Raw genomic sequence first — 23,487 nt, forward strand, 5'->3', positions numbered from 1 at the left:
GAAATGAAGGACTTTCCGCGAAATCCCCAGTTCAATTACGTACAAATTATTCATTTACTCACTGCGGGTAAGACTCCTATACTTTGGCGGGATAGAAAAATCTTGAGGAAGCAGAGGAATAGGTTTTTAGGCAGGGGATTTTTCAAAAAACGTGACGGGCGAAGGGAAAATGACATCAATGACCCCCAAAGATTGGTGATGGGACGGAGGGTTTGGAGTGGTCGAAAAGAAGATTTCAGGCATAGGAGATTCAACCCGGGCGGAAGAGCAATGAGGAATAGGCTCGCGATGTATGGCCTGCTTGGGGTAGTGGTGAATGGCATGTGGCTGTTGGGTTTTCCGTTGTCTGCATTCCCCACGGTCGGCTGGGAAACGGGGGATATGGTGCTGGATTTCGGGCTGAATCTGGAATCCGGAGACCGTACGGTCTTGGTAGATAAAGTTGAAGTCGGAAACCCCTTTTTTGTTGAACTGACCTGGAAACTTAATCCGCAACATTGTCGTTTGTATGTACAAACTTCTGAGGGGGATGGCCCATCTTCCACCATCCTCGTTGTGGATGACGGCCTATTCAACGGAGTGGTTTCCCATGCAGTCTTTCAACAGGTAGACGCAGTGGTGGTCTCCGCTCAGGAAGGCCAGCGATGTGAAATTCTTCCGTCCCAGGATGAGTTTTTGGTGGTGGCCAGGGCTCCCCGGGCTCCTGTCGCTTCGGAATATGGTTGGGACAATGCTCCGATTGGTGCAGTGGTGGTGCTGTTCCGGGCCACGACATTTTATTTGCCTCACGACGTGACGATTATGCCGGGCCACAAGGTCATGTGGATTTATGCCGATGGCGCGCAGGAACCGCACAGTGTCACCAGTGGTGGCTGTCGGGTCAATGATTGCTCTGGTGGTGGGCAGCAGTTCAACAGTGGATTAAACCTTCATAAGCCCGGACAGCGGTTCGAGCATGTGTTTAAGCATCCCGGTACATTTCCTTATCATTGCGACCTTCATTTAGGATCTATGCAAGGCACCGTAATTGTTAAAGACGGTCTCCCGATCCCTTAACCAACCCTCCTGCCTCTATGCCTGCCCGAGTAAAATCCGTACGTTGATCCGGTTCGGTGAAAAATGTTTTTTCCCCGGGCTGATGATGTCACAAAAAGATCCAGGCGCGGGCGCGTAAGAATGCTTGTGGGATCATTGTTGATTTTTCAGCATTTTCCCCTGAGTGATGGCTTTTCTTCACCGTATTGAGGTTCGGGGCTAACAGAGCCGTGGAACCTTCGAAATAAGCGCGTCGTGGCCTTCTCACCAATCGCTTTGAGCCGGTGTGGCGATCTGTGGTATTTGCTCAGTTCAAATGGGATACATCAGAAGGTGAGTGGTGTATAATGGAAGCTTTGCCGATCTGCATCTGGAATGGAAAAACCCGTACAGTTGTTCACCTCGGGATGGCTTGGTCGACAGGTACCTGTGCTTTGCAGAACACCCGGATGTCTCATCAGAACCGCTACCATGTGCATCGAGTGATGCGTTGTCCAGCACGACCGGGAATGCCCTTGTGCCAGAGGTCGTGCCTGCTTGTTGATCGTCCAGCGTCCTATACGATGATAGGGGAGCGATGTCCGTAGAACCCTTTGGTGTCCTGGAACACCTGAAAGTCCTCTCTCCGAATCATGTCTACTTCCTGGCTTCCAAGGCCTTTGTCCTTCGGGGGTATGAATATTATGCCCAAGGAAGGCTCGAGTCTTATAGCTGGGACCGGACGCAGTCTATTTTGTCGGCTTCGGTGCGAGGGGCCACCCAGTATCTGGTTCGATTTGGTGTGCAGAACGGGCAGCTGACCTTTTCCTGTACCTGTCCGGTGTGGGCTCCGGAGTCGCAGTGTAAGCATGTCATTTGTGCTCTCCTGACCACAGTCAATCTGCTGCTTCCTGATACCTTTCGTATGCCCTCCTCCAGTTCCACTCAACGGACTTTACTCCTGCGGCAACTCATGGAACCGACTGGGAGCACTTTGGCCTCAAAACCCTCCATTCCGGCCACCCCTCCACGGTTTGAGATTACCCTCTGCAACCGCCACGGAGAGTCATCCATCCGCATTACCAACCATGGGAACATTTGCCATTCCTTTGCAGGGATGCCCACCGAGTTAGCCGTGCTGCTTCGGGCCACGCAGGATCCCGCATGGTCCGTCCAGGAAGGGTTACGGGATTTTCTGAAACATCACGGCCAGCATCATGCCTTGTTTTACGAGAATGCGGACGGACGATTTCCTTTAGAATGGGCACCGGATGCCTTGTATACCACTAAGACAGAACTGGACATTCTCGGGTCACAGGTTTCGATTGCCGCCTGTTGTTTACGCTTCGGAGAGGTGCAACCGAACTCATACGCCTGTCTGGGGTTTGCAGCTGATTTGAATGCCAAAAAGCTTGGGCCCCTCGAACATGAAGGTGGATGGGCCGTATACGATCTGCTGTATGAGAACAGTCAGCGGGAACAGGTTATTGAACCCGCGGACCCGCTCAGCCGTCCGTTGGCCCTGCCGGCGGCATCCCAGCATCGCGAAGGCTGGCTGTCATCGGAACGCCCCACTGGAATGGCGAGACCCACGTTTTCCATTCCGGTAGAACAATTTATCACCTTACAATTGGATATTCCCCTTCACGAGCAAGACCGAATTCTGCGTTCGGTTTTGCTCAAGTGTGCCGGGCAGGAGGTTCCACTTACTGATCACCGCCATTCCGGAACGGCACCGACCTATCAGTATCGCCTCACGTTCATCCCGGAGGCCATTCCGTTAGATGCCTCGGTGTTGGATTTGAGAACAGGAGTACTCCGCGCGGAATGTTGGCTCGGGGAAAGTCAGGGACAACCCAGTGTGCCTATTTTCAGGATATTTCCCTTTCTTGAACGAGCCAAAACCGTCTCGAGCGGATTGAAGGCGAAGAAACGCCGTGCACTCCTTTATGACACCTTTTTCCAATTGATCGGTCATCAGAAGCCAACGGATATCAGGAAACTGGTAAAGGCCTGCATTGCCCAGGATGAATTCCGTCCATTCAAGCTTAAAGCGGAGGCCGAACAGATCCTTCAGCGATTTTCCTCGCCCGCACTGGAGCCCAGTGTGCGGCTGGTGATCCACGACGGTCACTGGTGTGTGGTGATGAACGATTGGGCGAAAGAAGCCTTGCTCTATGCTATTCCGTATACGCTGTGGGGACCTTCGCTTTTTGAGGGAATGATGGAGCATGATGAAATGAGTCTGCCGCTGACCAACCTCTATCCCCTGCTTCCCGAGCTTCATGCAAAATTGCAGGAAGTCGGCATCGGACTATTCTATCAAGACCAGCCCATTACCACGTCGCAATGGGATTGCTCAATCGATGCCCGGCGGGCCTCCAGCATTGATTGGTTTGAACTTCGGCCGGAATTGTTGTGTGACGGGGTGCGGATTGAAGCGAAAGATATCGAAAAAATTCTTGAACGCGGTGGAATGATGGAGGCGGACGGCATCATTCGGATTGTGGACCAGAATACACAGGCCATTTTGCGCGCATTTGCCTTCCTCTCCAATAAGCCCAGTATGGAACACCGGGAGCAAAAGGCTGTCGTTCGTGTCCCGAAACTGCAAATTCTGGATTGGGTGGCCCTGAGAAAACGGGGGGTGACGGTCATTCTCCCTCCGGCAGATGAAGCCTTGATCAACCGGTTGCTGCATTTTGATCAGATTGAGCCTATTCCCCTTCCTCACGTCGTGGATGCGACCGTTCGCCCGTATCAACAGGAAGGGTATCAATGGCTGGGGTTTCTCTATCAACATCGCCTGGGTGCGTGCCTGGCGGATGACATGGGACTGGGGAAGACTCTGCAAGCCATTTGTCTGTTGGCCGGCATTAAAGAAGGCCTCATCACATCACCGGAACCGATTCAAGGTCCACACCTCGTGGTGCTTCCTCCCAGCCTCTTATTTAATTGGGAACATGAAATTTCCAGATTTTACCCTTCCCTGACGGTTCAGTCGTATACCGGGAAGGAACGCAGGTCCTCATTTGCCGGAGCCGATGTGGTGCTCACGACATACGGCCTGATCCGACGCGACATTGCGATCCTCGAAAAGATCCCCTTCAATGTGATTCTGTTCGATGAAGCCCAGGCGGTCAAAAACATTGTGGCCAGGACCACCGGTGCCGCAAGACGTCTCAAAGGGTATTTTAAATGCGTGATGACGGGAACACCCTTGGAAAATCATGTGGGGGAATATTACGCCCTGATGGATTTGTGCGTGCCGGGTCTGCTGGGAGACTATGAGGAGATCAGGGGGAAAATGAAAGCGCCATCACCGGCGTTGTTAGAGACCATCATGCAGCGGAGCAGACCGTTTGTGTTGCGCCGGACCAAAAGTCAAATCCTCAAAGAACTGCCACCGAAAATTGAGACGGATCTGTATCTGGAATTGACCGATCGCCAAAAGAGTTTATATCAGCAGACGGTCACCAAAATTCGTTCGACCATTGCTGCCGCCTATCGCAGTCAAACACCCGCGCAAGCCCGGATCATCGCGCTGACGGCGATTCTCAAACTCCGACAGATCTGCTTGTCGCCGCAATTGATCAGTCCCGCGCATACCGAATTTTCCCCGAAGCTGGAATGTCTCCTTGATCGGCTCAAGGAGCTTCTAGATGAAGGGCACAGTGCGCTCGTCTTCTCCCAATTTACATCGTTTCTGGATATCGTCGAACAGGCCTTTGATGCGCATGAGATTCCTCATGTCCGATTGGATGGCTCCACACCGACGCCCACCCGAAAAAAACTGGTTCAGGCATTCCAGGAGGGAGCGAGCCCGTCTATCTTCTTATTGAGTCTTAAAGCCGGCGGGCAAGGGCTGAATCTCACCAAAGCGTCCTATGTCTTTCACCTCGACCCCTGGTGGAATCCGGCCGTGGAAAATCAGGCGTCTGACCGCGCGCATCGCATCGGGCAAACGCAGAACGTATCCATCATGCGGTTACTCATGCGACATACCATCGAGGAGAAAATGATGGAATTGAAGCAGAAGAAATTGGATCTCTATCATGCGGTCCTGGAAGGGGCCACCCCTCATGGGGGCGGAGCATCTCTCTCACAGAAAGATTTTGATTTTCTTTTGGAATGAACTGTCGTTGACCACGGGTCTGCGTGTTTCTCACTCTATTTGTCGCCACGCTGCTCGTCGCCTTGTCCGTCATGGTTCATTATGAAGTCGTCTACCGAATTTTCATCTTCATGCCCTCTCGATCCAGACGACCACGGTTGGGTGTTATCTGGGGCATCTTATTGGCGCTGATCGCGCATATCATAGAAATTTTGATTTTTGCAGCGGGGTACTATGGATTAATCTTTGCCAAAGAGTATGGGACGTTCGTGGGTGCGTTGGCCCCTGGATTTGAAGTATGTGTCTATTATTCTTTTGTTACCCATACGACGTTAGGTTTTGGCGATCTTATTCCAACCGGCCCGCTTCGCTTTCTCACCGGAATAGAATCACTGACCGGGTTGGTTCTGATTACCTGGACGGCATCCTGCATCTACCTCCAAATGGAAACTCTTCACCGCAAGAATTTTAAGTCAGGGTAAGAGAGTCGACGTCCCGCCATTGGGGTGGGCAATTTCGGCGGCTTGTGGTTTCTTCCCTATTGAGCAGGTTTTGGCAAATTTACAATGTCGTGGTTCGCAATCTGAGGGCATTGGTAATGACCGAAACCGAGCTAAACGTCATCGCCGCGGCGGCAATCATCGGACTCAAGAGAATGCCGAATGCCGGATAGAGAATACCCGCCGCAATCGGCACGCCAATGGCATTGTAGAAAAAGGCAAAGAAGAGATTCTGCCGAATGTTGCGCATGGTCGCCTGGCTGAGCCGGCGGGCACGGGCAATGCCTCGCAGATCACCTTTGACTAAGGTGATTCCGGCACTTTCCATGGCCACATCGGTGCCCGTCCCCATGGCAATGCCGACCCGGGCCTGGGCGAGGGCGGGAGCGTCATTGATGCCGTCTCCGGCCATAGCCACGATGTTTCCTCGGGTTTGCAATTGTTGGATGATCTGGCTTTTCTGCTCGGGCAACACTTCCGCTTTCACCTCATCAATACCGAGTTTCTTCGCAACCGCCTGTGCTGTTTGCTGATGGTCTCCGGAGACCATGACCACGTGAATCCCTTCTTCATGTAACAGGCGAATGGCTTCCGACGTTGATGGTTTAATCGGGTCGGCGACTCCGATGAGGCCGGCGATCTGATTCGCGATGGCCACAAACATGACGGTTTGGCCGTCCCGGCGTAAGTCCTCGGCCTTGTCCGCCAAAGGCCCGAAAGTCTCGGACTTCACGTGATGCTCTTCCTCCAAAAACTTCCTTGTGCCGAGTGCCATGCTGTGTCCCTGAACGGTTCCGGTCACGCCTTTGCCGGTTTTTGACTGAAAGTCCTGAGCCTGCCATAACTCCAGCCCTTTGTCTTTCGCCCCGTTCACAATAGCGGAAGCCAGAGGATGTTCGCTGTTGCGTTCCAGGCTGGCGACCAATCGCAGCAGGTCTTCCTCCTGCATATCGGAGAGGGACACGACCGACATCAGTTTGGGTTTGCCTTCTGTGAGGGTTCCCGTTTTATCGACGACGAGGGTATCCACTTTCTCCAATTGCTCCAGGGCTTCCGCATTCTTCATGAGGACGCCGGCTGTGGCTCCTCGTCCGGTTCCCACCATAATCGACATGGGAGTGGCCAAACCCAACGCGCAGGGACAGGCAATAATGAGGACTGCCACGGCGTTGACGAGCGCGTGAGCCATACGAGGCTCGGGGCCGAAAACAGCCCAGATCAAAAAGGTCAGTAACGCCACCCCGACGACAATCGGGACAAAATAGCCGGCTACCAAATCGGCCATCCGTTGAATGGGCGCACGGCTGCGTTGGGCTTCGCTGACCATGCGAACAATTTGCGCCAGGACGGTATCCCGACCCACGCGTTCAACGCGCATCACCAACGTTCCCGTGCCATTGACGGTCCCCCCGGTGACCTGAGCCTCCGCCTCTTTTTCCACCGGGATTGATTCTCCGGTAATCATCGATTCATCCACGGCACTTTGCCCCTCAAGGATGACTCCGTCAATCGGAATTTTTTCTCCCGGTCGGATACGAAGCTTGTCTCCTGGATGTACGGAATCCACGGAGACGTCTTCTTCCTCGCCATTCTCGAGAATTCGTCGGGCAGTTTTTGGGGCCAGGCCAAGCAAGGCTTTAATGGCACTGCCTGTCTGGCTACGAGCCCGTAATTCCAGGACCTGGCCCAATAGCACGAGGACGGTGATCACGGCGGCAGCTTCAAAATACACGGCCACCTCACCACCCTCTCCTCTGAATGATGCTGGAAATAATTGAGGAGCGAGCGTGGCCACGGCGCTATAGAGATAGGCCGTGCCGGTTCCCAACGCAATCAGTGTAAACATGTTCAGGCTGCGGTTCACGAGCGAAGCCCAGGCGCGTTGGAAGAACGGCCATCCACACCATAAGACCACCGGGGTCGCGAGCGCCCATTGCATCCATGACATGACCGAAGGTGGAAGGATTTCCTGAACCGGTTTGCCGGGAATCATCTCGGACATGGCCAGGAAAAAGACCGGGAAGGCCAATACGAGACCAATCCAGAATCGACGCGTCATGTCTTTGAGTTCGGGATTCTCTTCTTCTTCAAGTGTGATTTCCCGTGGCTCGAGGGCCATTCCGCATTGGGGACAGGAGCCGGGCTCGTCCTGTATCACTTCAGGGTGCATGGGACAGACATATTCCGTTTTGGTGGCCGGTGCGGCGGCCATATCCGGCTCAAGTGCCATGCCACATTTCGGACAAGCCGCAGGCTTGGGCGATTCTACGCCCGGACACATCGGGCAAATGTATTTCGCCCCGGGCTTGACCGGTTCCGCTTCCATCGATTGCTCATGTTTGCCGGTCAGATAGCCCTCCGGATCATGGCTGAACCGGTCCAGACAGCGGGGATTGCAGAAGTAGTACATGGTGCCCGCATGCTCGAATTTGCCGGCAGCGGTGAGGGGATCTACCATCATGCCGCAGACGGGGTCCTTCACCCGGTCGATTTTGGCCATGCTGAGTTCCCGTCTCCGGGGTTTATCTTTGGGAGAAGATGATTCGGTTTCCATATACACGTCTTTCTGAAAGTTTGAAGTTGAAAAAGACTGCCGGCCTTACAACTTGAATGTACATATCCATAAAATGTCTTTCAGGTTTATTGGTGTCAATGATCAGCTGTTATTTCAGTATAGAGAATCAGCGATAGAGTTGGAAACTCAGACAGGCACTCTGAATGGTGTGAGCAAGGGTTCTTGAGAGTGTTTGTTGGTTCCGCTGTTGAGTAGAATGACATTTGATCTTTCTCTCTCCGCGTCAACAAGTCCTGTAATTTTTCCTCGAAACTGTTCTTTCCAGTGTGGGATTGTTCCGGATGGCCAATGAACCTTTTCTCATTTTATGAGTCCTTATCTCCAACTTTATCATGAAGCCGCACTCACCAGTGTGGGATTGTTTTGGATGGCCTTCTGGGCCTTTGGGTTAGGCTACCTCATCAGCAGTATGATTCAAGTGTTTGTCACCCGTGAGCGGATGAGAAAGGGGATGGGAGAGGCCGGTGCTAAAAGTGTGGCGCTCGCCACGTTTTTCGGGTTTATTTCCAGCTCTTGCAGTTTTGCTGCCTTGGCGACGACCCGCTCCCTTTTCACCAAAGGAGCAGGGCTCATTCCGGCACTGGCATTTTTATTGGCCTCTACCAATCTGGTCATCGAGCTGGGGATTATCATCGCCGTGTTTCTCTCATGGCAATTTGTGGTGGGGGAATATGTGGGAGGCCTCCTTCTGGTCCTGCTGATGTGGATCATGGTTAAGCTAACCCTACCCGCACATCTGGAAGACCAATCCCGCCAACATGCAAAAGAGATTATGGGAGAAAGCCAGGAGGAAGATATTCCCGATTGGAAAAAATTGATCCGCACGACAGAAGGCTGGCGCAAAGTGGCCAACCGGTATGTCATGGAATGGGCCATGGTCTGGAAGGATGTCACTATTGGCTTTACGGTCGCCGGGATTATTGCGGCCTTTGTGCCAAAAAGCTTTTTTCAAACCTTGTTTGTGGGATCAGGCAGTTCCCATCCCGCTTTTGGGGAGATATTTGTGCAGACGCTCGTTGGCCCGGTCGCGGCTTTTTTTACCTTTATCGGCTCGATGGGAAACATTCCCTTAGCCGCTGTCTTGTTGAGCAATGGGGTGAGTTTCGCCGGAATCATCGCGTTTATTTTCAGTGATCTCGTGGTATTTCCCGTCCTACGAATTCAGGCAGAATATTATGGGTGGAAAATGGCCCTCTACATTCTTGTGGTGTTTTTGACGGTCTTGATCGGGACCGCCATTCTCATGCATTACGGATTTTCATTTGTGGGGATGTTGCCGGATTCCAGTACCGCAAAGAGTGTGACGGACAGAGAATTTTTTAACATTGACTATACGCTATTTCTCAATATGGGTTTTCTACTGATGACCGCGGGATTTGTGGGATGGAAGATGAAGGGAAATGGTGAACATGACATGGAACAAAAATCCTTGGGGGATAAAATCTTGTTCTGGTTGGCTATCACAGGTTTTATCTGGCTGGCAGGAGGCTTGATTGTGGGATTAGGATGATGAGAAAAAAGAGAGCAGGCAGTAATCTGGCTGAGGAATTGGGGTATTTGTGTCGGATATCCAGTGGCCGATCGTTATTTCCAAATTTAACGCTCTTGGCTGGGGATATTTTACATGATTCTCTTGAACATTCCGATAATACTGATGTGCATATAATCCCGGCGGGTCCTCGCGTCAAATCGGGTTTACAGGAAAGCTTGTGTCTCTGCCTTTCCTTCGCTTTGTAAACCAAAGGCGATTGTACCCTTCCTCGTAACCATCCAATGTCCTACCGGTAGTCTTTTGCCCTCCTTCTCGTCACATAAGCATTTTCAAAATCGGGTATAGTTTCTTCAATCCAGCGGAGGATAAAGCATTTTTGTGGCCGCGGTCTATTGCGTGCCTTGGCGGTCTCTATGTATTTGTGCAAGTTTTTCAGCTTTATCGGCTGCGTGCGAATAATCATCAGCTAAATCTTTGCCATGCATCATGATGGTGAGCTTGTCCTCATAAAATCCTTTTTCATCGTAATCACGAACTTCCCCAACCATCGCCCGCAACTCCTCTGCGCGCTGTCGAAGGGCGGCGGCTTCCTGTTCGTACCATTTTGCCAGGGCAGCATGATCATGTTGCTGAATTAATTGTGCGGGTGGACCATATTGCTCGACTAATTGAGCAGGAGGACCGGATCCGCATCCGGTCATTATAATGAGGGTCGTGATCGTGATAACAACCAAAGCTGTGAATGGGTGCGCCATGTTTCGTCTCCTTTAGATCCTGAATATACATCATCCTGGAATTTAATTCTGGGAGGGATTTCGCTCCATCAAATGTGTTATCGCCATCTTGTGATTGGTGCCCATTTGTATGCTCTTGTCTGTCGAAAGATTTGATTTCAACAAGTATGATTGAATTTTGTTTTTTTCCATGTCAATAAGTTTGTTGAGCAAGGGCAGGAGTTCGAGATTGTAGGGAAGGGCTGCCTCCGGATAATGCTTTTATTAGAACCATGCCCGTATCCCCACCACGAATCGAATCTGACTTGGATTTCCACCCTCCTGCCGCACCAGTGAGGCGGTATCTCCAAAACTTTTGTCCAAAGAGATTCCCACGTAGGGGGCAAATTCCCGTCGGATTTCATAGCGCAGCCGAAACCCCAATTCAAGATTATTCAGTCCTGAACCCGTTGTGAACTTTCGTACTCGTTGAATCGCGGCATTCGTCTCAAAACGAGGCTGGAGGATTAGCCGTTGCGTGAGGGAGAGATCTTTCGTCGCGGTCAAGCGTGCGGACAGGTCCCCATGTTGACTAATGAAAAGGGCGGGCTGAAGTTCATAGTTGTACGGGACGAGGCCTTGTAGCCCGATTACCGCCAGTCCCCGCGTGACGTTTCGGCCCCGATAGGATTGTGTTTCGACGCGCCCCCCTACCTGAAAATCGTAATACTGCTGAATGAAGTGTCCGAAGAGGAGTTGTGAATCAATGTCATAGTCGGCCTTAAATGCCGTGTCCCGTTGCCCTTCGCTTTTGAACCAGATTCGGTTGTAGTCACCCCCATACCATCCCTCGATGTCCCATCGATAGTCGTCATCACTTCCGTTCCCGCCAAATTTCGGCCGGTACTCAAGGACGTCGGCAAGGAAAAAACTATGGTTCTCCTCGTCCATGACAGGACTGGGCCAGTCCGGCTTTGGGGAACCCTGTGATATGTGGGCTTCGGGTGTTCCCGTATGTGCAGGTGGAAGTGCCTGCGCCAACACACCTGTGACATGTGACGCCACGCTATAGAGACTCATCGCGGCTAATGCGAGAACAGCTCGAACAGAGAACCTCACGAACGCGCCTCCGGCTCGGTGCCGGTTACCTCGACGACGCGGAACATGCCCGCTTCCATATGGAAGAGCAGATGGCAGTGAAAAGCCCAACGTCCGGGAGCGTCCGCTGTGATGGCAACGGAAACCCGCTCAGCCGGTTTAACGATGACGGTGTGTTTGCGCGGCAGAAAGGCACCAGCCCCGTTTTCAAGGTGCATCCACATCCCGTGCAAGTGTAAGGGATGTTCCATCATCGTATCGTTGACGAATGTGAGGCGTAGGCGTTCGCCGTTACGAAAGACAATGGGCTCTTTGGCTTCAGAATATTTTTTGCCGTCGAACGACCACATATAGCGCGTCATATGGCCGGTCAGGTGGAGTTCAATTTCACGTTCCGGCTTCCGTTGGTCGGGATAGGGTGTCAGGCTTTTTAAGTCCGTGTAGACGAGTACGCGGGTTCCGGTATTCGCCAGCCCGATGCCGGGTTCAGTCAGGCGTTGACGCGAATACTCGGCGACCGTTTGGTTACCGGAACCATGATGGCCGGGAGGGTGTCGAACAGGGGTACTGCCGGGAATTTTCGATTGGCGAAGTTCATCCGGGGGACGGTCTGACATGTCGTGCTTGTCATGAATGCTTTCAGTGGCGTGTTTTGTTGCCTTGTTCATTCCCGGAGGCTCCAAATGGGGCACCCCATGATGATCGGGTTTCTTCATATCGGCCATATCCATGCCCTCCATGGGCATGCCCATGGAAGCCATGGTCCGAAGTGGTCTCGGACGACGGTCGGGGAGGGGGGCGGTCATACCTGCGCGCGGAGCCAGTGTGCCGCGCGCGTACCCGCTGCGATCCATCGTCTCGGCAAAAATGGTATAGGCCCGGTCCTCGTTCGGTTGGACGATTACATCGTAGGTTTCTGCCGGTCCGATACGAAACTCCTCCACCACGACGGGCTGCACGTTTTGCCCGTCTGCCTGAACGACGGTCATGGTGAGGCCAGGCAGACGGACGTCATAGAAGGTCATGGCCGTTGCCGCGATAAAGCGAAGGCGCACCCGTTCGCCGGGACGAAAAAGGCCCGTCCAATTTTGTTCAGGTGCTAATCCATTCATTAAATAGGTATAGGTATACCCGGTCACATCTGCGAGATCTGTAGGGTCCATCCGCATCCGGTCCCACATGAGATAATTCTGCAGGGCAGGCAACAATCCCATTCGTGACACATCGGAAAAGAATTCGGGAGCGGCGCGCTTCTGGAAATTATAGTAGCCGCTTTGTTTTTTGAGATTGGCAAAGACCGATTCCGGCGATTCGAAAGTCCAATCCGAGAGCACCACGATATAGTCCTGATCATAGTGGAACGGCTCCGGTTCAATCGGGTCGATGATAAGGGGGCCGTAGATGCCTGATTGTTCCTGGAAGCCGGAATGGCTGTGGTACCAATACGTGCCGCTTTGCCGAATCGGATAGTGGTAGGTGAAGGTTGAGGCCGGCTTAATACCACCAAAGCTCACACCCGGTACACCGTCCATGTTTGGCGGAAGAAGCAAGCCATGCCAGTGAATGGAGGTATCTTCCATCAACCGGTTCGTGACATTGAGTGTCACATTGTCACCTTCCTTCAAACGAATTAAAGGACCGGGTAACGTGCCGTTAATGGTTTTTGCCATTCCGGTCAACTCGCCGATTCGAAACGGCAACTCGGCAATGCGTAAATCAATGGTCTTTCCGCGTAGTTCTGAAGGATATCCCGCTTCTGCCTTGGTTGTACCGGCTAGAACATAGGAAGGAAGGAGGCGACCCAACGCCGCCATGATTCCCAGCGCACCGACCCCTTTCAGTAACGAACGCCGTGTCATTCGAGCGTCATGACTATCCTTGTTAATGCTCATGGTTGAACTTTCACTTAATTCCGGCCATAGGACGGAACTATGACGATTTGGTGTGTTGTTGACATGGTCCCATATTAGAAAATTTCAATGGTCTCATTGTAATTGCGGCTGACGCCAGATGAAATAGATGGTGGGGATGACCAACAGCGTGAGCACGGTTGCCGTGACCATTCCGCCGATCATCGGCGCCGCGATGCGTTTCATCACATCGGCACCCGTTCCTTGAGACTACATGATGGGGAGATCTATTTTGGTTGTATCCCCTCCTGTGGTACCATTAAATGCACAAGACAACCCATCCAGGGATCATTTTTAAAAAAGAAAGGAGGAACAATGCTGAATATCAAGCGAAAAATTGTCACGGATGAAACGAAGCGGCCGGTGGCCGTGTTGATTGATTATGAAGATTGGGAAAAAATTGAAAAACTATTGCAAGAGCAGGAATCTGCCGCAGCCCCTCCATCCATAGCACAATTTGCGGGGGTGCTTCGGCTGACCGAGGAGCCGCTAGCGTATCAACATCGTATTCGCCAGGAATGGGGATGACGACGCTGGGGCAGGGACGGTTTTTTTTCGATACCAACGCCGCATTGTATTTAATGGGCAATGCATTAGCTGAGGGTCTTCCCATCGGTTCGTACCATATTTCGGTCATTTCTGAAATTGAATTGCTCTCTTATCCAAATCTGTCCACGAAGGAAGAAGCTACCATTCGTGATTTTCTCTCCAACATCGAGACCATTGGATTACGATCCGATGTCACAGAAACGGCGATCGCATTCCGTCGACAACACCGGATGAAATTACCAGATGCGATCATTGCCGCTTCTGCCAGCCTATTGGATGCCGTTCTTTTGACGAACGATTCCGCCCTGCTAAAACTGCCGGATATTCGGGCGATGGCACTCAAGCTTCGATAAAGGCCATCGGACAACCGCAAACCAGAAGGCCTATCATCTTTATTCCCCCCTCCGCTCGAACCTGAAAGGTTTCCTCCATTAATCTTTTGTTGCTTACTCTCGGAGGTCAAGGCATTCTACAGGCTTGATGAGCCGTAAAACTGAGAAATGCGGCCTGGAGATGGAATGTTCATGTTCCCTGAATCCGGCTCTTGAGACTCCGGCTTCGCCAGATGAAATAGATGACGGGGATGACCAACAGCGTGAGCACCGTCGCCGTAACCATTCCGCCGATCATCGGAGCCGCAATGCGTTTCATGACATCGGCACCTGTGCCTTGGGACCACATGATGGGCAGCAAACCGAAGGTGATGGCCGAGGCAGTCATGATTTTCGGGCGGACTCGTAAGACCGCCCCTTCGATGATCGCGTCACGCAGGTCCGACAATGAGTGCAGTCGGTTCTCCCGTTGCCGGCGGGCACAAGCCTCGTCCAAAAACATCACCATGATCACGCCGGTTTCTGCGGCCACTCCTGCCAAGGCGATCAGTCCGACCCACACGGCAATGCTGAGAGGATAGTTCAGGAAATTGACATACCAGATCGCTCCGACCAACGAGAACGGCACCGATAGCAAGACAAGCAGACATCGGGGGATTGAATGAAAGTTGAGATACAGGAGGAGGAATATGAGAAACAAAGTGAGGGGAATCACAATCGTGAGTTTTTCTTGTGCCCGCTCCAGAAACTGATATTGACCGGCCCATTGTAATGTATACCCGGATGGAAGGGTGATGTGCTTCTGAACCAGGTCTTTGGCCTTGTGAACATAGGTGCCGAGATCCTCGCCCGCAATATCGACAAACACCATACTCGCTAACGATCCATTTTCATCTCGCACAGAAGACGGTCCCGTGGTGGTGGAGATGTGAGAAAGTTGGGCGAGAGGGATCTGTTCGCCCTTTGGCGTGCTGACGAGGACACGCTTGAGCGCTTCCACATCCTGTCGCAGATCACGCGGGTATCGAACATTAATCGGATAGCGTTCTCGCCCTTCAACGGTCCATGCAATATTTTTCCCGCCAATAGCTGATTCTATGACATCCTGCACGTCTCCAACGGTGAGGCCATAACGGGCAGCGGCGGTGCGGTTGACGTCGATATCGACATAGTACCCTCCCGTGACCCGTTCGGCGTAGGCACTCCTGGTGCCCTGCAGTGTGTGAAGCAGGCTTTCAATGTGTAGCCCGATGCGTTCCAGTTCTTCTAAATTCGGCCCCAGGATTCTTATGCCTAAACTGCTTCGAATGCCGGTGGCGAGCATTTCCGTTCTCGTTTGAATCGGCATCCACCAAATATTCGGCATGCCCGGCAATTTCACCTTTTGGTCCATTTCGGCAATGAGCTTGTCCCAGGTCATACCCGGCCGCCAGTCTTCTTGAGGCTTCAGGGTCACCATGGTCTCGCCCATATGTAAGGGGGCCGGATCGGTTGCGGTGCGAGCCCGCCCCATTTTGCCCATCACCTGATCCACTTCCGGGAATTCTTTTAACAACCGGTCTTGCGTTTGGAGGATGGTGGAGGCTTGTTGGATGGACATGCCCGGTATGCTGGTGGGCATATACAGAATCGTGCCTTCGTTCAGGGGGGGCATAAATTCAGAGCCTAACTGTTGGTAGACGGGAACGACAAGGAACATTCCGAGAATGGCTAGGCCAACGACAAGCCATCGGGCATTCAGAACACTTTTCAGAAGAGGGGTATAGATCCATACAAGAAACCGGTTCAACGGGTTTCGTCGTTCAGCCATTATCCGGCCGCGAATGAACCATTTCATCAAGAGGGGGGCCAACCCGATGGACAACAACGCCGCAAAGAACATGGCGAATGTTTTGGTGTAGGCCAGCGGCTTGAACAGACGGCCTTCCTGCGCTTCGAGTGTAAAGATGGGCAGAAACGAGACGATGATGATGAGCAAAGAAAAGAAGAGGGGCTTGCCGACTTCCCGGGCGGCTTGAATAATGATGTCATCCCGTGAGCCGGAACGTCCTCGGGAATCCCACTCCTCCAAGCGACGATGCGCGTTTTCCACCATGACAATGACCGCATCGACCATGGTTCCGATGGCGATGGCAATGCCGGAGAGTGACATGACGTTCGAGGAGACGCCCAGATAATACATCGCAATAAATGACAAGAGAATCGCCACCGGCAGTAAGAGGACGGGAACCAGCGCGGAGCGAACGTGAAATAAAAAGAGGAGGCAAATCACGCTCACGACGATGGTGATTTCAATTACTTTTTCTTTGAGCGTGGCGATGGCCCGAAGAATCAATTCCGAGCGATCATACATCGGAACGATACGGATGCCTTCGGGAATGGAGGGCATGATGGTGGCTATGCGTTCTTTGACCCGTTGAATGACTTCAAGCGCATTTTCGCCATAACGCATGACGACGATGCCACCGACGGTTTCTCCTTGTCCATTCAATTCAGCAATGCCACGTCTGAGATCCGGACCGAACGTCACGGTCGCGACATCGTGGATGGTAATGGGCGTTCCCTTTCCGTCCGTTCCGATTGGAATAGTTCGAAGATCGTCAAGCGATTGGATGTATCCGCGGCCCCGTACCATATATTCCCGTTCACTGGCCTCAATGACCCGTCCTCCTACTTCATTGTTACTGCGTCGGACAGCCTGAATGACCCGGGGAAGGCCGATGCCATATCCCTGTAATTTCACGGGATCGACTTGGACTTGATATTGTTTCACGAATCCGCCGATGGTCGCCACTTCCGCCACGCCGGACACACTCTGCAACCAATAGCGCAAATACCAATCTTGAAACGAGCGAAGATCGGCCAGGCTCTGCTTTCCGCTTTCGTCCACAAGGGCATATTGAAAGACCCACCCGACCCCTGTCGCATCCGGGCCTAAGGTCGGAGAAATTCCTTCCGGCAGTTTTCCCACCAGACCCTGCATGTATTCCACAACCCGGCTTCGGGCCCAATACATATCGGTTCCGTCCTGAAACACAATGTAGACAAAAGATAACCCTAAAAACGATTGGCCTCGAACATACTTGATGCGTGGAGCCCCTAGCATCGAGGTGACAATAGGATAGGTAATTTGATCCTCCATCAGATCGGGGCTTCGGCCGGGCCACTCCGTCAAGACGATCACTTGCACATCGGAAAGATCAGGCAGGGCATCCAGTGGCGTATGAGAAACCGACCAGATTCCCCACCCCATCAGAAAAAGGGTGAGGATTCCTACCAAAAAGCCGTGACGCGCACTCCAGTCAATGATTCGTTCAATCATGTTGGCTCACTCACGTTCCGGACATGCCCGGCATCCCGGACATTCCTCCCCCTCCGGCAACCACCGAAAACGTTCCCTGAATAGCGGGCTGTCCTGAACGTTGAATCAGTACCGTCAGATCCCATTGGCCTGCCATCCCAAGATTGACCGTGGCTTCATAGATGCCTTCCGTTCTTGCTGTCATCGGAACCGTCGCTGGGCGCATGCCCGGCATCGGCATGGTGAAGGTGAGTTGAACCTGAGCAGGGGAGACCGGTGTGCCCTGTTGAGTGGATAGGGTCACCTGTATCCGGTTTTCCCCTATGCGTACGGGCGAGGGATTGGTTGAAAAGCCCAGCATCAGGTCACCGGCGTTCTTCTTACTCGTTTCTGTCCGTGCCTTGTTCCCCGGAACCATTCCTGATCCTGTCATGGCCTTATCCATTCCCATATCCATCTTGCCCATATGCGCCTGCTCCATTTTTATTCCTCCCATCCCCAGCGCGCCCATCATGTTTGAGCTCGCCATGAGCTTGCTTTCCGAATCCAGGAGAAACGTGCCGGACGTGGCGATCCGCTCGTCCAGAGCCAGACCCTCGACGACTTCGTAATAGCCCCCAACTTTCGGGCCAAGGGTGACTTGCCGTGGTTCAAACATGCCCTCTCCCCGGACGACATAGACGATCTGTCGGGTCCCGGAATCGAGCACCGCTTCTTCAGGAACCACAAGCTTGTTTCCGCGATTCACCTGAATCTGAACGGTCCCATACATGTCCGGTTTCAGCCGCAACTTCGGGTTCTTGAACACCAGCCGAACGGTATTGGTGCGGGCCTCCTGGTTGAGGTAGGGATAGATAAAGGTAATCTCTCCTTGAAAGGTTTCTCCGGGATAGGCCGCCAGGGTCAGGATTCCCTGTTGTCCCACTTGGACGAAGGGCATTTCATACTCAAATACTTCCGCCTCCACCCACACGGTAGAAAGGTCGGCAATGGCATAGAGGGTCATCTCGGGTTTCACCAATGTGCCTTTAAACACCTTCTTGTCTATAACGTACCCGGCGACAGGGGAATAGATCGTGACATAGGTCTGCGGGTTGCCACGACGCGCTAACTCATCGATCTGTGCATCCGTCAACGTCCAATGCCGGAGACGGTCGCGCGCAGACTGGACCATTTGTACCGTCTGATGTCGGGTTTCGAGAAGAGGGCTATTCTGAATCTGCTGGTTGGCCTTTATCGCAAGCAGATATTCGTCCTGCGCCGACACAAGTTCCTGGCTGTAGAGGGTGAACAAGGGCTGACCTTTTCGAACAAGTTGGCCCGTGGTATCCACAAAGAGATTCTCCACCCAACCTGAAATGCGAAGATTGATATGGGTGAGACGTTGTTCGTCATAGTCCACCTTTCCCACGGCACGGATCACCGTCTGGAGTGGACGCATGCTTACCGGGGCTGTGGTGACGCCAATCAATTGTTGCCGTGCCGGAGTCACCATGGCATAAGCCTGGCTGGATTCCATCTCCATGGAAGAATGGCCGCTCATGGCTTCCATGTCCTGCATGGGTTGTTCGATATGCCTCGCCTCGTTCGCGGTCATTCCCGTTAATTGGAAGAGGGGCCACCATGATTCTTTGAAAAAGAACAGGCTTGCCACAAGGATACAGAGCAATACTCCAAGGAAGACCCAGCGTGGTCGTGAGGTGTGGGTGAGCATCGTGCGTCTCCTTCTTACAGGTCTGCGCCGAGCACGCGTTCAAGTTGGGCGACTTGCTGTTCCCGGTTCACGAGCGCCCGGATAAATTCAAGCCGAAAGGTGATGAGCGCGCGTTCCGCATCGATCAAATCCAAAAAATCCGTGCGATCCGTCCGATAGCCCGCATGGGCGGCTTGGAGGACCTGCTGTGCCTGCGGAAGGACGGTGGTGCGATAGAGTTCCAGGACCTCTTGCGTGGCCTGAATTTGCACCACCAGATCCTTGACCTGAAAGCGCGTGAGTGTGACAAGGGTCTGTTGCTTGGCTTGTGCGGATCTGACCTGCGCCGCCGCTTCCCTGACACCGGCGTCATACTTCGGTTTGGTCCAGAACGCGAAGGGAATGTTCACCATCACATTCCCGCCGAAACCGTCGTCGGTGTGGTAATTTTGCCAGCGCTGGAGTTCCACCCGTAGGTGCGGGTAGTACTGCAATTTGGCCAGTTGCGTGGCCGACTGAAATCGCGTTACCGCCAGATCAGCTTCTTGAAGTTCCGGGCGGAGTCGAAGCGCGTGCTCCTGGAGTTCTTCAAGCGAGTATGTCAGCGGTTGAGGACGTGGTGCTCGTGGGATACCAAGCGGAGCCTGGGGATCACGATCCAGAATGGTATTGAGATGAGCTTGAGCGGTTTCCCGTCGTTGATTGAGGACGGGTAATTGTTGGGAAATTTTCGAAAGCTCTACTTGAGCTCGCAGGACGTCCACCTGTGTTCGGGTTCCCACTCCGTATTTGGCGTTGGCAATATCAAAGAACTGCCGGAGCAATTTTTGCTGTTCATGATGGACCTCAATGGCTTTGTGGGCGAACAACAGCTCGAAAAAGGCCATCTTGACCGCAGCGGTAATCTCGCGAATTTTGGCCGCCACGCGTTGTTCCGCCTGAGCGGCTTCCCGTGTCGCCACCTCGGCTTTCTTCGAAAGCAATCCCGGGAAGGGAAATTGTTGCGTAACTCCGTAGATGACCGTTTGTGTTTTGGTGACATTCAGCGAGTCAGGCGTATTCCACAACTGAACCTTTAATTCGGGGTCGGTCAGGGCTCCCACTTGAGGGGCCCGCTCCTTCATGGCCAGGACCTGCTCTTGTGTCGCCGCGATCTCAGGATTCTGTTGAATCGCTTCCTGGATCAGGGGCACGAGCTCCAAGACCGGTTCAGTCGTGTCTGTTGCTTGAGCCGGGAGTGGGTCTGACGGACCAAGCCAAAACATAGCGAATGCCACTATCCCCACGTATCTTGAAATTATCTGGTGCATGGTTGTCTCCGCTTATATGTAACGACCATGGACCTCTCACCGATTCTGCCTCGTATCCAAAGAAGCAGAAAGGAGAAAATGGTCCTGTCGATCAGGCCTGAAGATGTCGGACCGGGATCAGTCAGGTCGTGAATTCAGGGAATTGGTGATGAACGGAGAAACGGGGAGGGGATCAAATACGAAAAACCGAGATGAGGAGGAGAAGGTCTTTGGGCACGGCCACCTGGCCGGTACCGGGCGGAAAGATGAATGTTCTGGAGGAGGGGACAAGGTCTGGAAGCAGCAGGGCCATTTCGCCAATGAAGGGGGCATGAGCCTGGCTATTTGAAGGAGTATCCAGACTCGATTGGACCGCGAGAGTTTTAAACCCGTCACAGAACTGAGTAACAGGTTCTTCCCCCGGCATGGTGCAATCACTCACTTGAGCCACCGGCATTTTGGCAAAGACCGGCACCACGCAGGCATAGGCGTTAAAGCTGAACGCGAGGAACAGACCAATGAGGAAGAGGGCTAACAGTTTGGGGAAGGATCTCATGAGAGTTATCCTAACTCTTAAACATCTTCTCAGTAAATAGCGTTTCTAGCTAGAGATTGTTGAGTAATAAAAATTTCCAAGGGCATATTGACCAACAAGCACGTTGCATATTAGAGGCCCTCGGGGCGGTTCAAAAAAGTTCGTCCAGCAAGGCCGCAGTCATTTTTGCGCGCAGAGCGTACTTCCAGTACGTGAGCACGGAAAAATGGCGAGAACGCCGCTGGCGGCTTTTTTCAACAGCCCCAGCAAGCAGCCGTTGGGTATGCTGACTGGCCCTTCATGAATCCATGGGGACGAATGATCATAAACGCCATTTCTAATGATCTCTTTCCAGAAGACGAAGGATGAACTTTTCATCGAAAAATCTAAACCCTTCCCCAACCATTTTTTTGTTTCGGATTGGTAGTTGGAAGAGATTAATTGAAATAGTCGCCCTCCGATGACCTTAAAGGCAGTTTCAGGTCGGGTCGTGTTTTGATGTCCACTTTCGGCCAAAAGCGGACATTCAATTATTCTTTACTTCACTTCGGCTTGAGATTCGCAGGCATAAGTATCATCAATTTCTTTAGCGATTTGTTCAAAGTGTTTATGCTGTTCGCGCATATAGAAGTGATAAATCCTTGCGTCACTCTCGGACATATGATGTTCACCGCCCTCAAGATATGTTTCCAGTCTGGACAGAGCGTGTTTGTATTCATCAAGTTCGTATTGTGTATAAGGGGCAAAATCACCCCGCTCCTTCAGAGCTTTTTCGAATTTAAGATAAGTATCCTTGACACCTTTAAGCATGGCAAGTCCGAGCCGAATGTTGTCTAAGTCGGGTGAATGAATACCTTGTGCAATTTTTTCAAAACTGTATCCAATGCTTGAAGGAAAAATATTGATTAGAAGGTTGTCCTTGTACTTCTGTTTGTGCATCTTGTCAGCCTCTTTAAGTTTATTTGCTATAGACTCGTATCCAGATTTAATTTCATCAAGTTGATCGCCTATTATTTTGAATAAATCTACATCAATGAATTTCATTTTTCCTTGATCGTAACATTGCATCAACCTAAAGCCATTTTTGGACAACGTCGTTCTTGAAATGAAGTTGTAATGTGTCTGACCCTCGGGCGTCCCCTGAGTTTGTTTTGTTGGGTGCCCTATTGCAGCATTCCTTAGGTAACGTATTTGTTTAAGAGGATCACTTCTGTGGTACTTTATCTTAAATGCCTCAGACAAATGTAATATGGCATCTTGTTGAATAAATAGAGCTTGAAGTAAGCCGTAGGTATATATGTATTTTAAGCCTTCTTTGCTGGGATAATCAGATTCAATATAATCGCTGATGGAGTATGATGTATCGCCAATTGCATCTAATGAGCAGCAGATTTGATTCCAGTTGTCTGAATCACTGATAAGATCATTTTGATAACGTGTGGTATTGATGTGTTCCCGAACAACAGTTTCCAAAGAGTCTAGCTGAGTTATCTTCTCTAAAATCTGTTTGTTCATTTTACCAATCTACATATATTACTTTAACGGGAACAATTCGCACTCTAAACGTCTGCTTTGGGTCGTAAGCGGACGGTTAATCGAAAGCTCTACTGTTGCCGCCTAACAATTTGCGGCACTGAACTTCTCAATGGCCTGGCATTCCTCAACCCCGTCTTTACTCACGCTATACAGCAGGATATTGTATTCGGTTACAGTAGGATAAACGAAGAAAAGAGTCCAGCCAGAATTCCAGAAACAGGTTGAAGGAGTTTACCCTGAATGGGATTTTGGCGTGGATGACCTAAGGCATTAATTTAATTGGTGGCAGGGTAGCGGTCGCGCCTACGGTCCGTTGCTTAAGAGTCAATGGTTTGATTTGTCACGAAATAAAGGACTTTTGCCGGTCGTTGGGAACCTGGAGGAGGGCTGAAAAGAATTATTTTATGGAAGGCACTCCGAGATCTTTGCAGATTTTCTTTGCGAGTTGGTCACTGATTTCTTTATGTCTTGGGATAGCCGACCGTTTATTGAGCTGAGGATTATGCCACCAGGAATGCCGACCACCTTCCCTCAACAGCTCACATGTGTGTGATCGAAGGTGGCGAACCAGTTCCTCCCGTTTCATACTCCGATAGGCTCTTCTTCGAAATTGGATCCGGCCGCTCCCAGGGCTTCTTGTCGATTAAATTCTAGCGCTTCCTTTAGAGTGATCTTGAGGGTTGCAAGTAATTCCTCACGGGTGCTCTCTTGGCAGTTGACGCCAGGAATTTCTTCGATCCACCCGATCCACCATCCAGCGTCTTTTTTAATCACAGCCGTATATGCTTGATTCATGGTTCGTCTCCTTTTCATACAGGAAGCAACGTCGCAAAGAC

General features: G+C 51.8%; 19 protein-coding genes. 6 read left to right on the forward strand and 13 right to left on the reverse strand.

From position 1 onward, the window contains the following. Positions 1–270 precede the first annotated feature (270 nt). The 3 genes from H6750_05835 to H6750_05845 all read left to right on the forward strand — a co-directional run bounded on the left by H6750_05835 (position 271) and on the right by H6750_05845 (position 5,610). A complete protein-coding gene (locus H6750_05835; GenBank protein ID MCB9773830.1) occupies positions 271–1,056 on the forward strand; it encodes a hypothetical protein in 786 nt (261 codons plus the stop codon). A 556-nt stretch (positions 1,057–1,612) separates the two neighbouring features. After that, on the forward strand, positions 1,613–5,149 hold the full coding sequence (locus H6750_05840; protein MCB9773831.1) for a DEAD/DEAH box helicase: 3,537 nt from the start codon (positions 1,613–1,615) through the stop codon (positions 5,147–5,149). 71 nt (positions 5,150–5,220) lie between these two features. Then, entirely contained in the window at positions 5,221–5,610 is a 390-nt protein-coding gene (locus H6750_05845; protein MCB9773832.1) for a two pore domain potassium channel family protein, read from the forward strand. Positions 5,611–5,689: 79 nt separating this feature from the next. On the opposite strand, the gene H6750_05850 is transcribed toward H6750_05845, so the two are convergent. Further along, on the reverse strand, positions 5,690–8,128 hold the full coding sequence (locus H6750_05850; protein MCB9773833.1) for a heavy metal translocating P-type ATPase: 2,439 nt from the start codon (positions 8,126–8,128) through the stop codon (positions 5,690–5,692). 382 nt (positions 8,129–8,510) lie between these two features. Here H6750_05850 and H6750_05855 point away from each other — a divergent pair, with 382 nt between their 5' ends. Continuing rightward, positions 8,511–9,713, forward strand: a complete 1,203-nt coding sequence (locus H6750_05855; protein ID MCB9773834.1) for a permease — start codon at positions 8,511–8,513, stop codon at positions 9,711–9,713. Positions 9,714–10,084: 371 nt separating this feature from the next. Here the strand turns inward: H6750_05855 and H6750_05860 are convergent, their stop codons facing one another. From H6750_05860 to H6750_05875, 4 genes are all read right to left on the reverse strand, one after another. Next, positions 10,085–10,450, reverse strand: a complete 366-nt coding sequence (locus H6750_05860) for a hypothetical protein (GenBank protein MCB9773835.1) — start codon at positions 10,448–10,450, stop codon at positions 10,085–10,087. A 243-nt stretch (positions 10,451–10,693) separates the two neighbouring features. Continuing rightward, the gene (locus H6750_05865) at positions 10,694–11,488 is read right to left on the reverse strand and encodes a copper resistance protein B (protein ID MCB9773836.1); all 795 of its coding nucleotides are present in this window, start codon (positions 11,486–11,488) and stop codon (positions 10,694–10,696) included. A 35-nt stretch (positions 11,489–11,523) separates the two neighbouring features. Then, positions 11,524–13,398: a copper resistance system multicopper oxidase gene (locus H6750_05870; protein ID MCB9773837.1), complete on the reverse strand. Its 1,875-nt coding sequence runs from the start codon at positions 13,396–13,398 to the stop codon at positions 11,524–11,526. A gap of 93 nt (positions 13,399–13,491) precedes the next feature. Further along, positions 13,492–13,602 (reverse strand): hypothetical protein, encoded by a 111-nt coding sequence (locus H6750_05875; GenBank protein ID MCB9773838.1) that lies wholly within the window; start codon positions 13,600–13,602, stop codon positions 13,492–13,494. 129 nt (positions 13,603–13,731) lie between these two features. On the opposite strand from H6750_05875, the gene H6750_05880 reads away from it, so the two are divergent. Beyond that, complete coding sequence (locus H6750_05880) at positions 13,732–13,944, forward strand: hypothetical protein (GenBank protein ID MCB9773839.1); 213 nt, start codon at positions 13,732–13,734, stop codon at positions 13,942–13,944. Continuing rightward, on the forward strand, positions 13,941–14,318 hold the full coding sequence (locus H6750_05885; protein MCB9773840.1) for a type II toxin-antitoxin system VapC family toxin: 378 nt from the start codon (positions 13,941–13,943) through the stop codon (positions 14,316–14,318). Before H6750_05880 ends, H6750_05885 begins: the two co-directional genes overlap by 4 nt. Positions 14,319–14,487: 169 nt before the next feature. Here the strand turns inward: H6750_05885 and H6750_05890 are convergent, their stop codons facing one another. The 8 genes from H6750_05890 to H6750_05925 all read right to left on the reverse strand — a co-directional run bounded on the left by H6750_05890 (position 14,488) and on the right by H6750_05925 (position 23,446). Further along, on the reverse strand, positions 14,488–17,619 hold the full coding sequence (locus tag H6750_05890) for an efflux RND transporter permease subunit (GenBank protein MCB9773841.1): 3,132 nt from the start codon (positions 17,617–17,619) through the stop codon (positions 14,488–14,490). 10 nt (positions 17,620–17,629) lie between these two features. Continuing rightward, entirely contained in the window at positions 17,630–19,312 is a 1,683-nt protein-coding gene (locus H6750_05895) for a FixH family protein (protein MCB9773842.1), read from the reverse strand. A 14-nt stretch (positions 19,313–19,326) separates the two neighbouring features. Further along, positions 19,327–20,601 (reverse strand): TolC family protein, encoded by a 1,275-nt coding sequence (locus H6750_05900; protein MCB9773843.1) that lies wholly within the window; start codon positions 20,599–20,601, stop codon positions 19,327–19,329. Between the two features lie 172 nt (positions 20,602–20,773). Then, positions 20,774–21,136 (reverse strand): hypothetical protein, encoded by a 363-nt coding sequence (locus H6750_05905; protein MCB9773844.1) that lies wholly within the window; start codon positions 21,134–21,136, stop codon positions 20,774–20,776. A 159-nt stretch (positions 21,137–21,295) separates the two neighbouring features. Continuing rightward, on the reverse strand, positions 21,296–21,631 hold the full coding sequence (locus tag H6750_05910) for a hypothetical protein (GenBank protein MCB9773845.1): 336 nt from the start codon (positions 21,629–21,631) through the stop codon (positions 21,296–21,298). 21 nt (positions 21,632–21,652) lie between these two features. Beyond that, positions 21,653–22,630, reverse strand: a complete 978-nt coding sequence (locus H6750_05915; GenBank protein ID MCB9773846.1) for a hypothetical protein — start codon at positions 22,628–22,630, stop codon at positions 21,653–21,655. A gap of 418 nt (positions 22,631–23,048) precedes the next feature. Further along, a complete protein-coding gene (locus H6750_05920; protein ID MCB9773847.1) occupies positions 23,049–23,237 on the reverse strand; it encodes a type II toxin-antitoxin system HicA family toxin in 189 nt (62 codons plus the stop codon). After that, positions 23,234–23,446: a type II toxin-antitoxin system HicB family antitoxin gene (locus tag H6750_05925; protein ID MCB9773848.1), complete on the reverse strand. Its 213-nt coding sequence runs from the start codon at positions 23,444–23,446 to the stop codon at positions 23,234–23,236. The genes H6750_05920 and H6750_05925 overlap by 4 nt, the downstream gene beginning before the upstream one ends. Between the last annotated feature and the right edge of the window lie 41 nt (positions 23,447–23,487).

The sequence above is a fragment of the Nitrospiraceae bacterium genome, from assembly GCA_020632595.1.
In the GTDB taxonomy this organism is placed as follows: domain Bacteria; phylum Nitrospirota; class Nitrospiria; order Nitrospirales; family UBA8639; genus Nitrospira_E.

Coding starts and splice junctions, on each gene's coding strand:
- H6750_05835 (MCB9773830.1), top strand. CDS start 271: ATGAGGAATAGGCTCGCGATGTATGGCCTGCTTGGGGTAGTGGTGAAT.
- H6750_05840 (MCB9773831.1), top strand. CDS start 1,613: ATGTCCGTAGAACCCTTTGGTGTCCTGGAACACCTGAAAGTCCTCTCT.
- H6750_05845 (MCB9773832.1), top strand. CDS start 5,221: ATGGTTCATTATGAAGTCGTCTACCGAATTTTCATCTTCATGCCCTCT.
- H6750_05850 (MCB9773833.1), bottom strand. CDS start 8,128: ATGGCCAAAATCGACCGGGTGAAGGACCCCGTCTGCGGCATGATGGTA.
- H6750_05855 (MCB9773834.1), top strand. CDS start 8,511: ATGAGTCCTTATCTCCAACTTTATCATGAAGCCGCACTCACCAGTGTG.
- H6750_05860 (MCB9773835.1), bottom strand. CDS start 10,450: ATGGCGCACCCATTCACAGCTTTGGTTGTTATCACGATCACGACCCTC.
- H6750_05865 (MCB9773836.1), bottom strand. CDS start 11,488: ATGAGTCTCTATAGCGTGGCGTCACATGTCACAGGTGTGTTGGCGCAG.
- H6750_05870 (MCB9773837.1), bottom strand. CDS start 13,398: ATGAGCATTAACAAGGATAGTCATGACGCTCGAATGACACGGCGTTCG.
- H6750_05875 (MCB9773838.1), bottom strand. CDS start 13,602: ATGAAACGCATCGCGGCGCCGATGATCGGCGGAATGGTCACGGCAACC.
- H6750_05880 (MCB9773839.1), top strand. CDS start 13,732: ATGCTGAATATCAAGCGAAAAATTGTCACGGATGAAACGAAGCGGCCG.
- H6750_05885 (MCB9773840.1), top strand. CDS start 13,941: ATGACGACGCTGGGGCAGGGACGGTTTTTTTTCGATACCAACGCCGCA.
- H6750_05890 (MCB9773841.1), bottom strand. CDS start 17,619: ATGATTGAACGAATCATTGACTGGAGTGCGCGTCACGGCTTTTTGGTA.
- H6750_05895 (MCB9773842.1), bottom strand. CDS start 19,312: ATGCTCACCCACACCTCACGACCACGCTGGGTCTTCCTTGGAGTATTG.
- H6750_05900 (MCB9773843.1), bottom strand. CDS start 20,601: ATGCACCAGATAATTTCAAGATACGTGGGGATAGTGGCATTCGCTATG.
- H6750_05905 (MCB9773844.1), bottom strand. CDS start 21,136: ATGAGATCCTTCCCCAAACTGTTAGCCCTCTTCCTCATTGGTCTGTTC.
- H6750_05915 (MCB9773846.1), bottom strand. CDS start 22,630: ATGAACAAACAGATTTTAGAGAAGATAACTCAGCTAGACTCTTTGGAA.
- H6750_05920 (MCB9773847.1), bottom strand. CDS start 23,237: ATGAAACGGGAGGAACTGGTTCGCCACCTTCGATCACACACATGTGAG.
- H6750_05925 (MCB9773848.1), bottom strand. CDS start 23,446: ATGAATCAAGCATATACGGCTGTGATTAAAAAAGACGCTGGATGGTGG.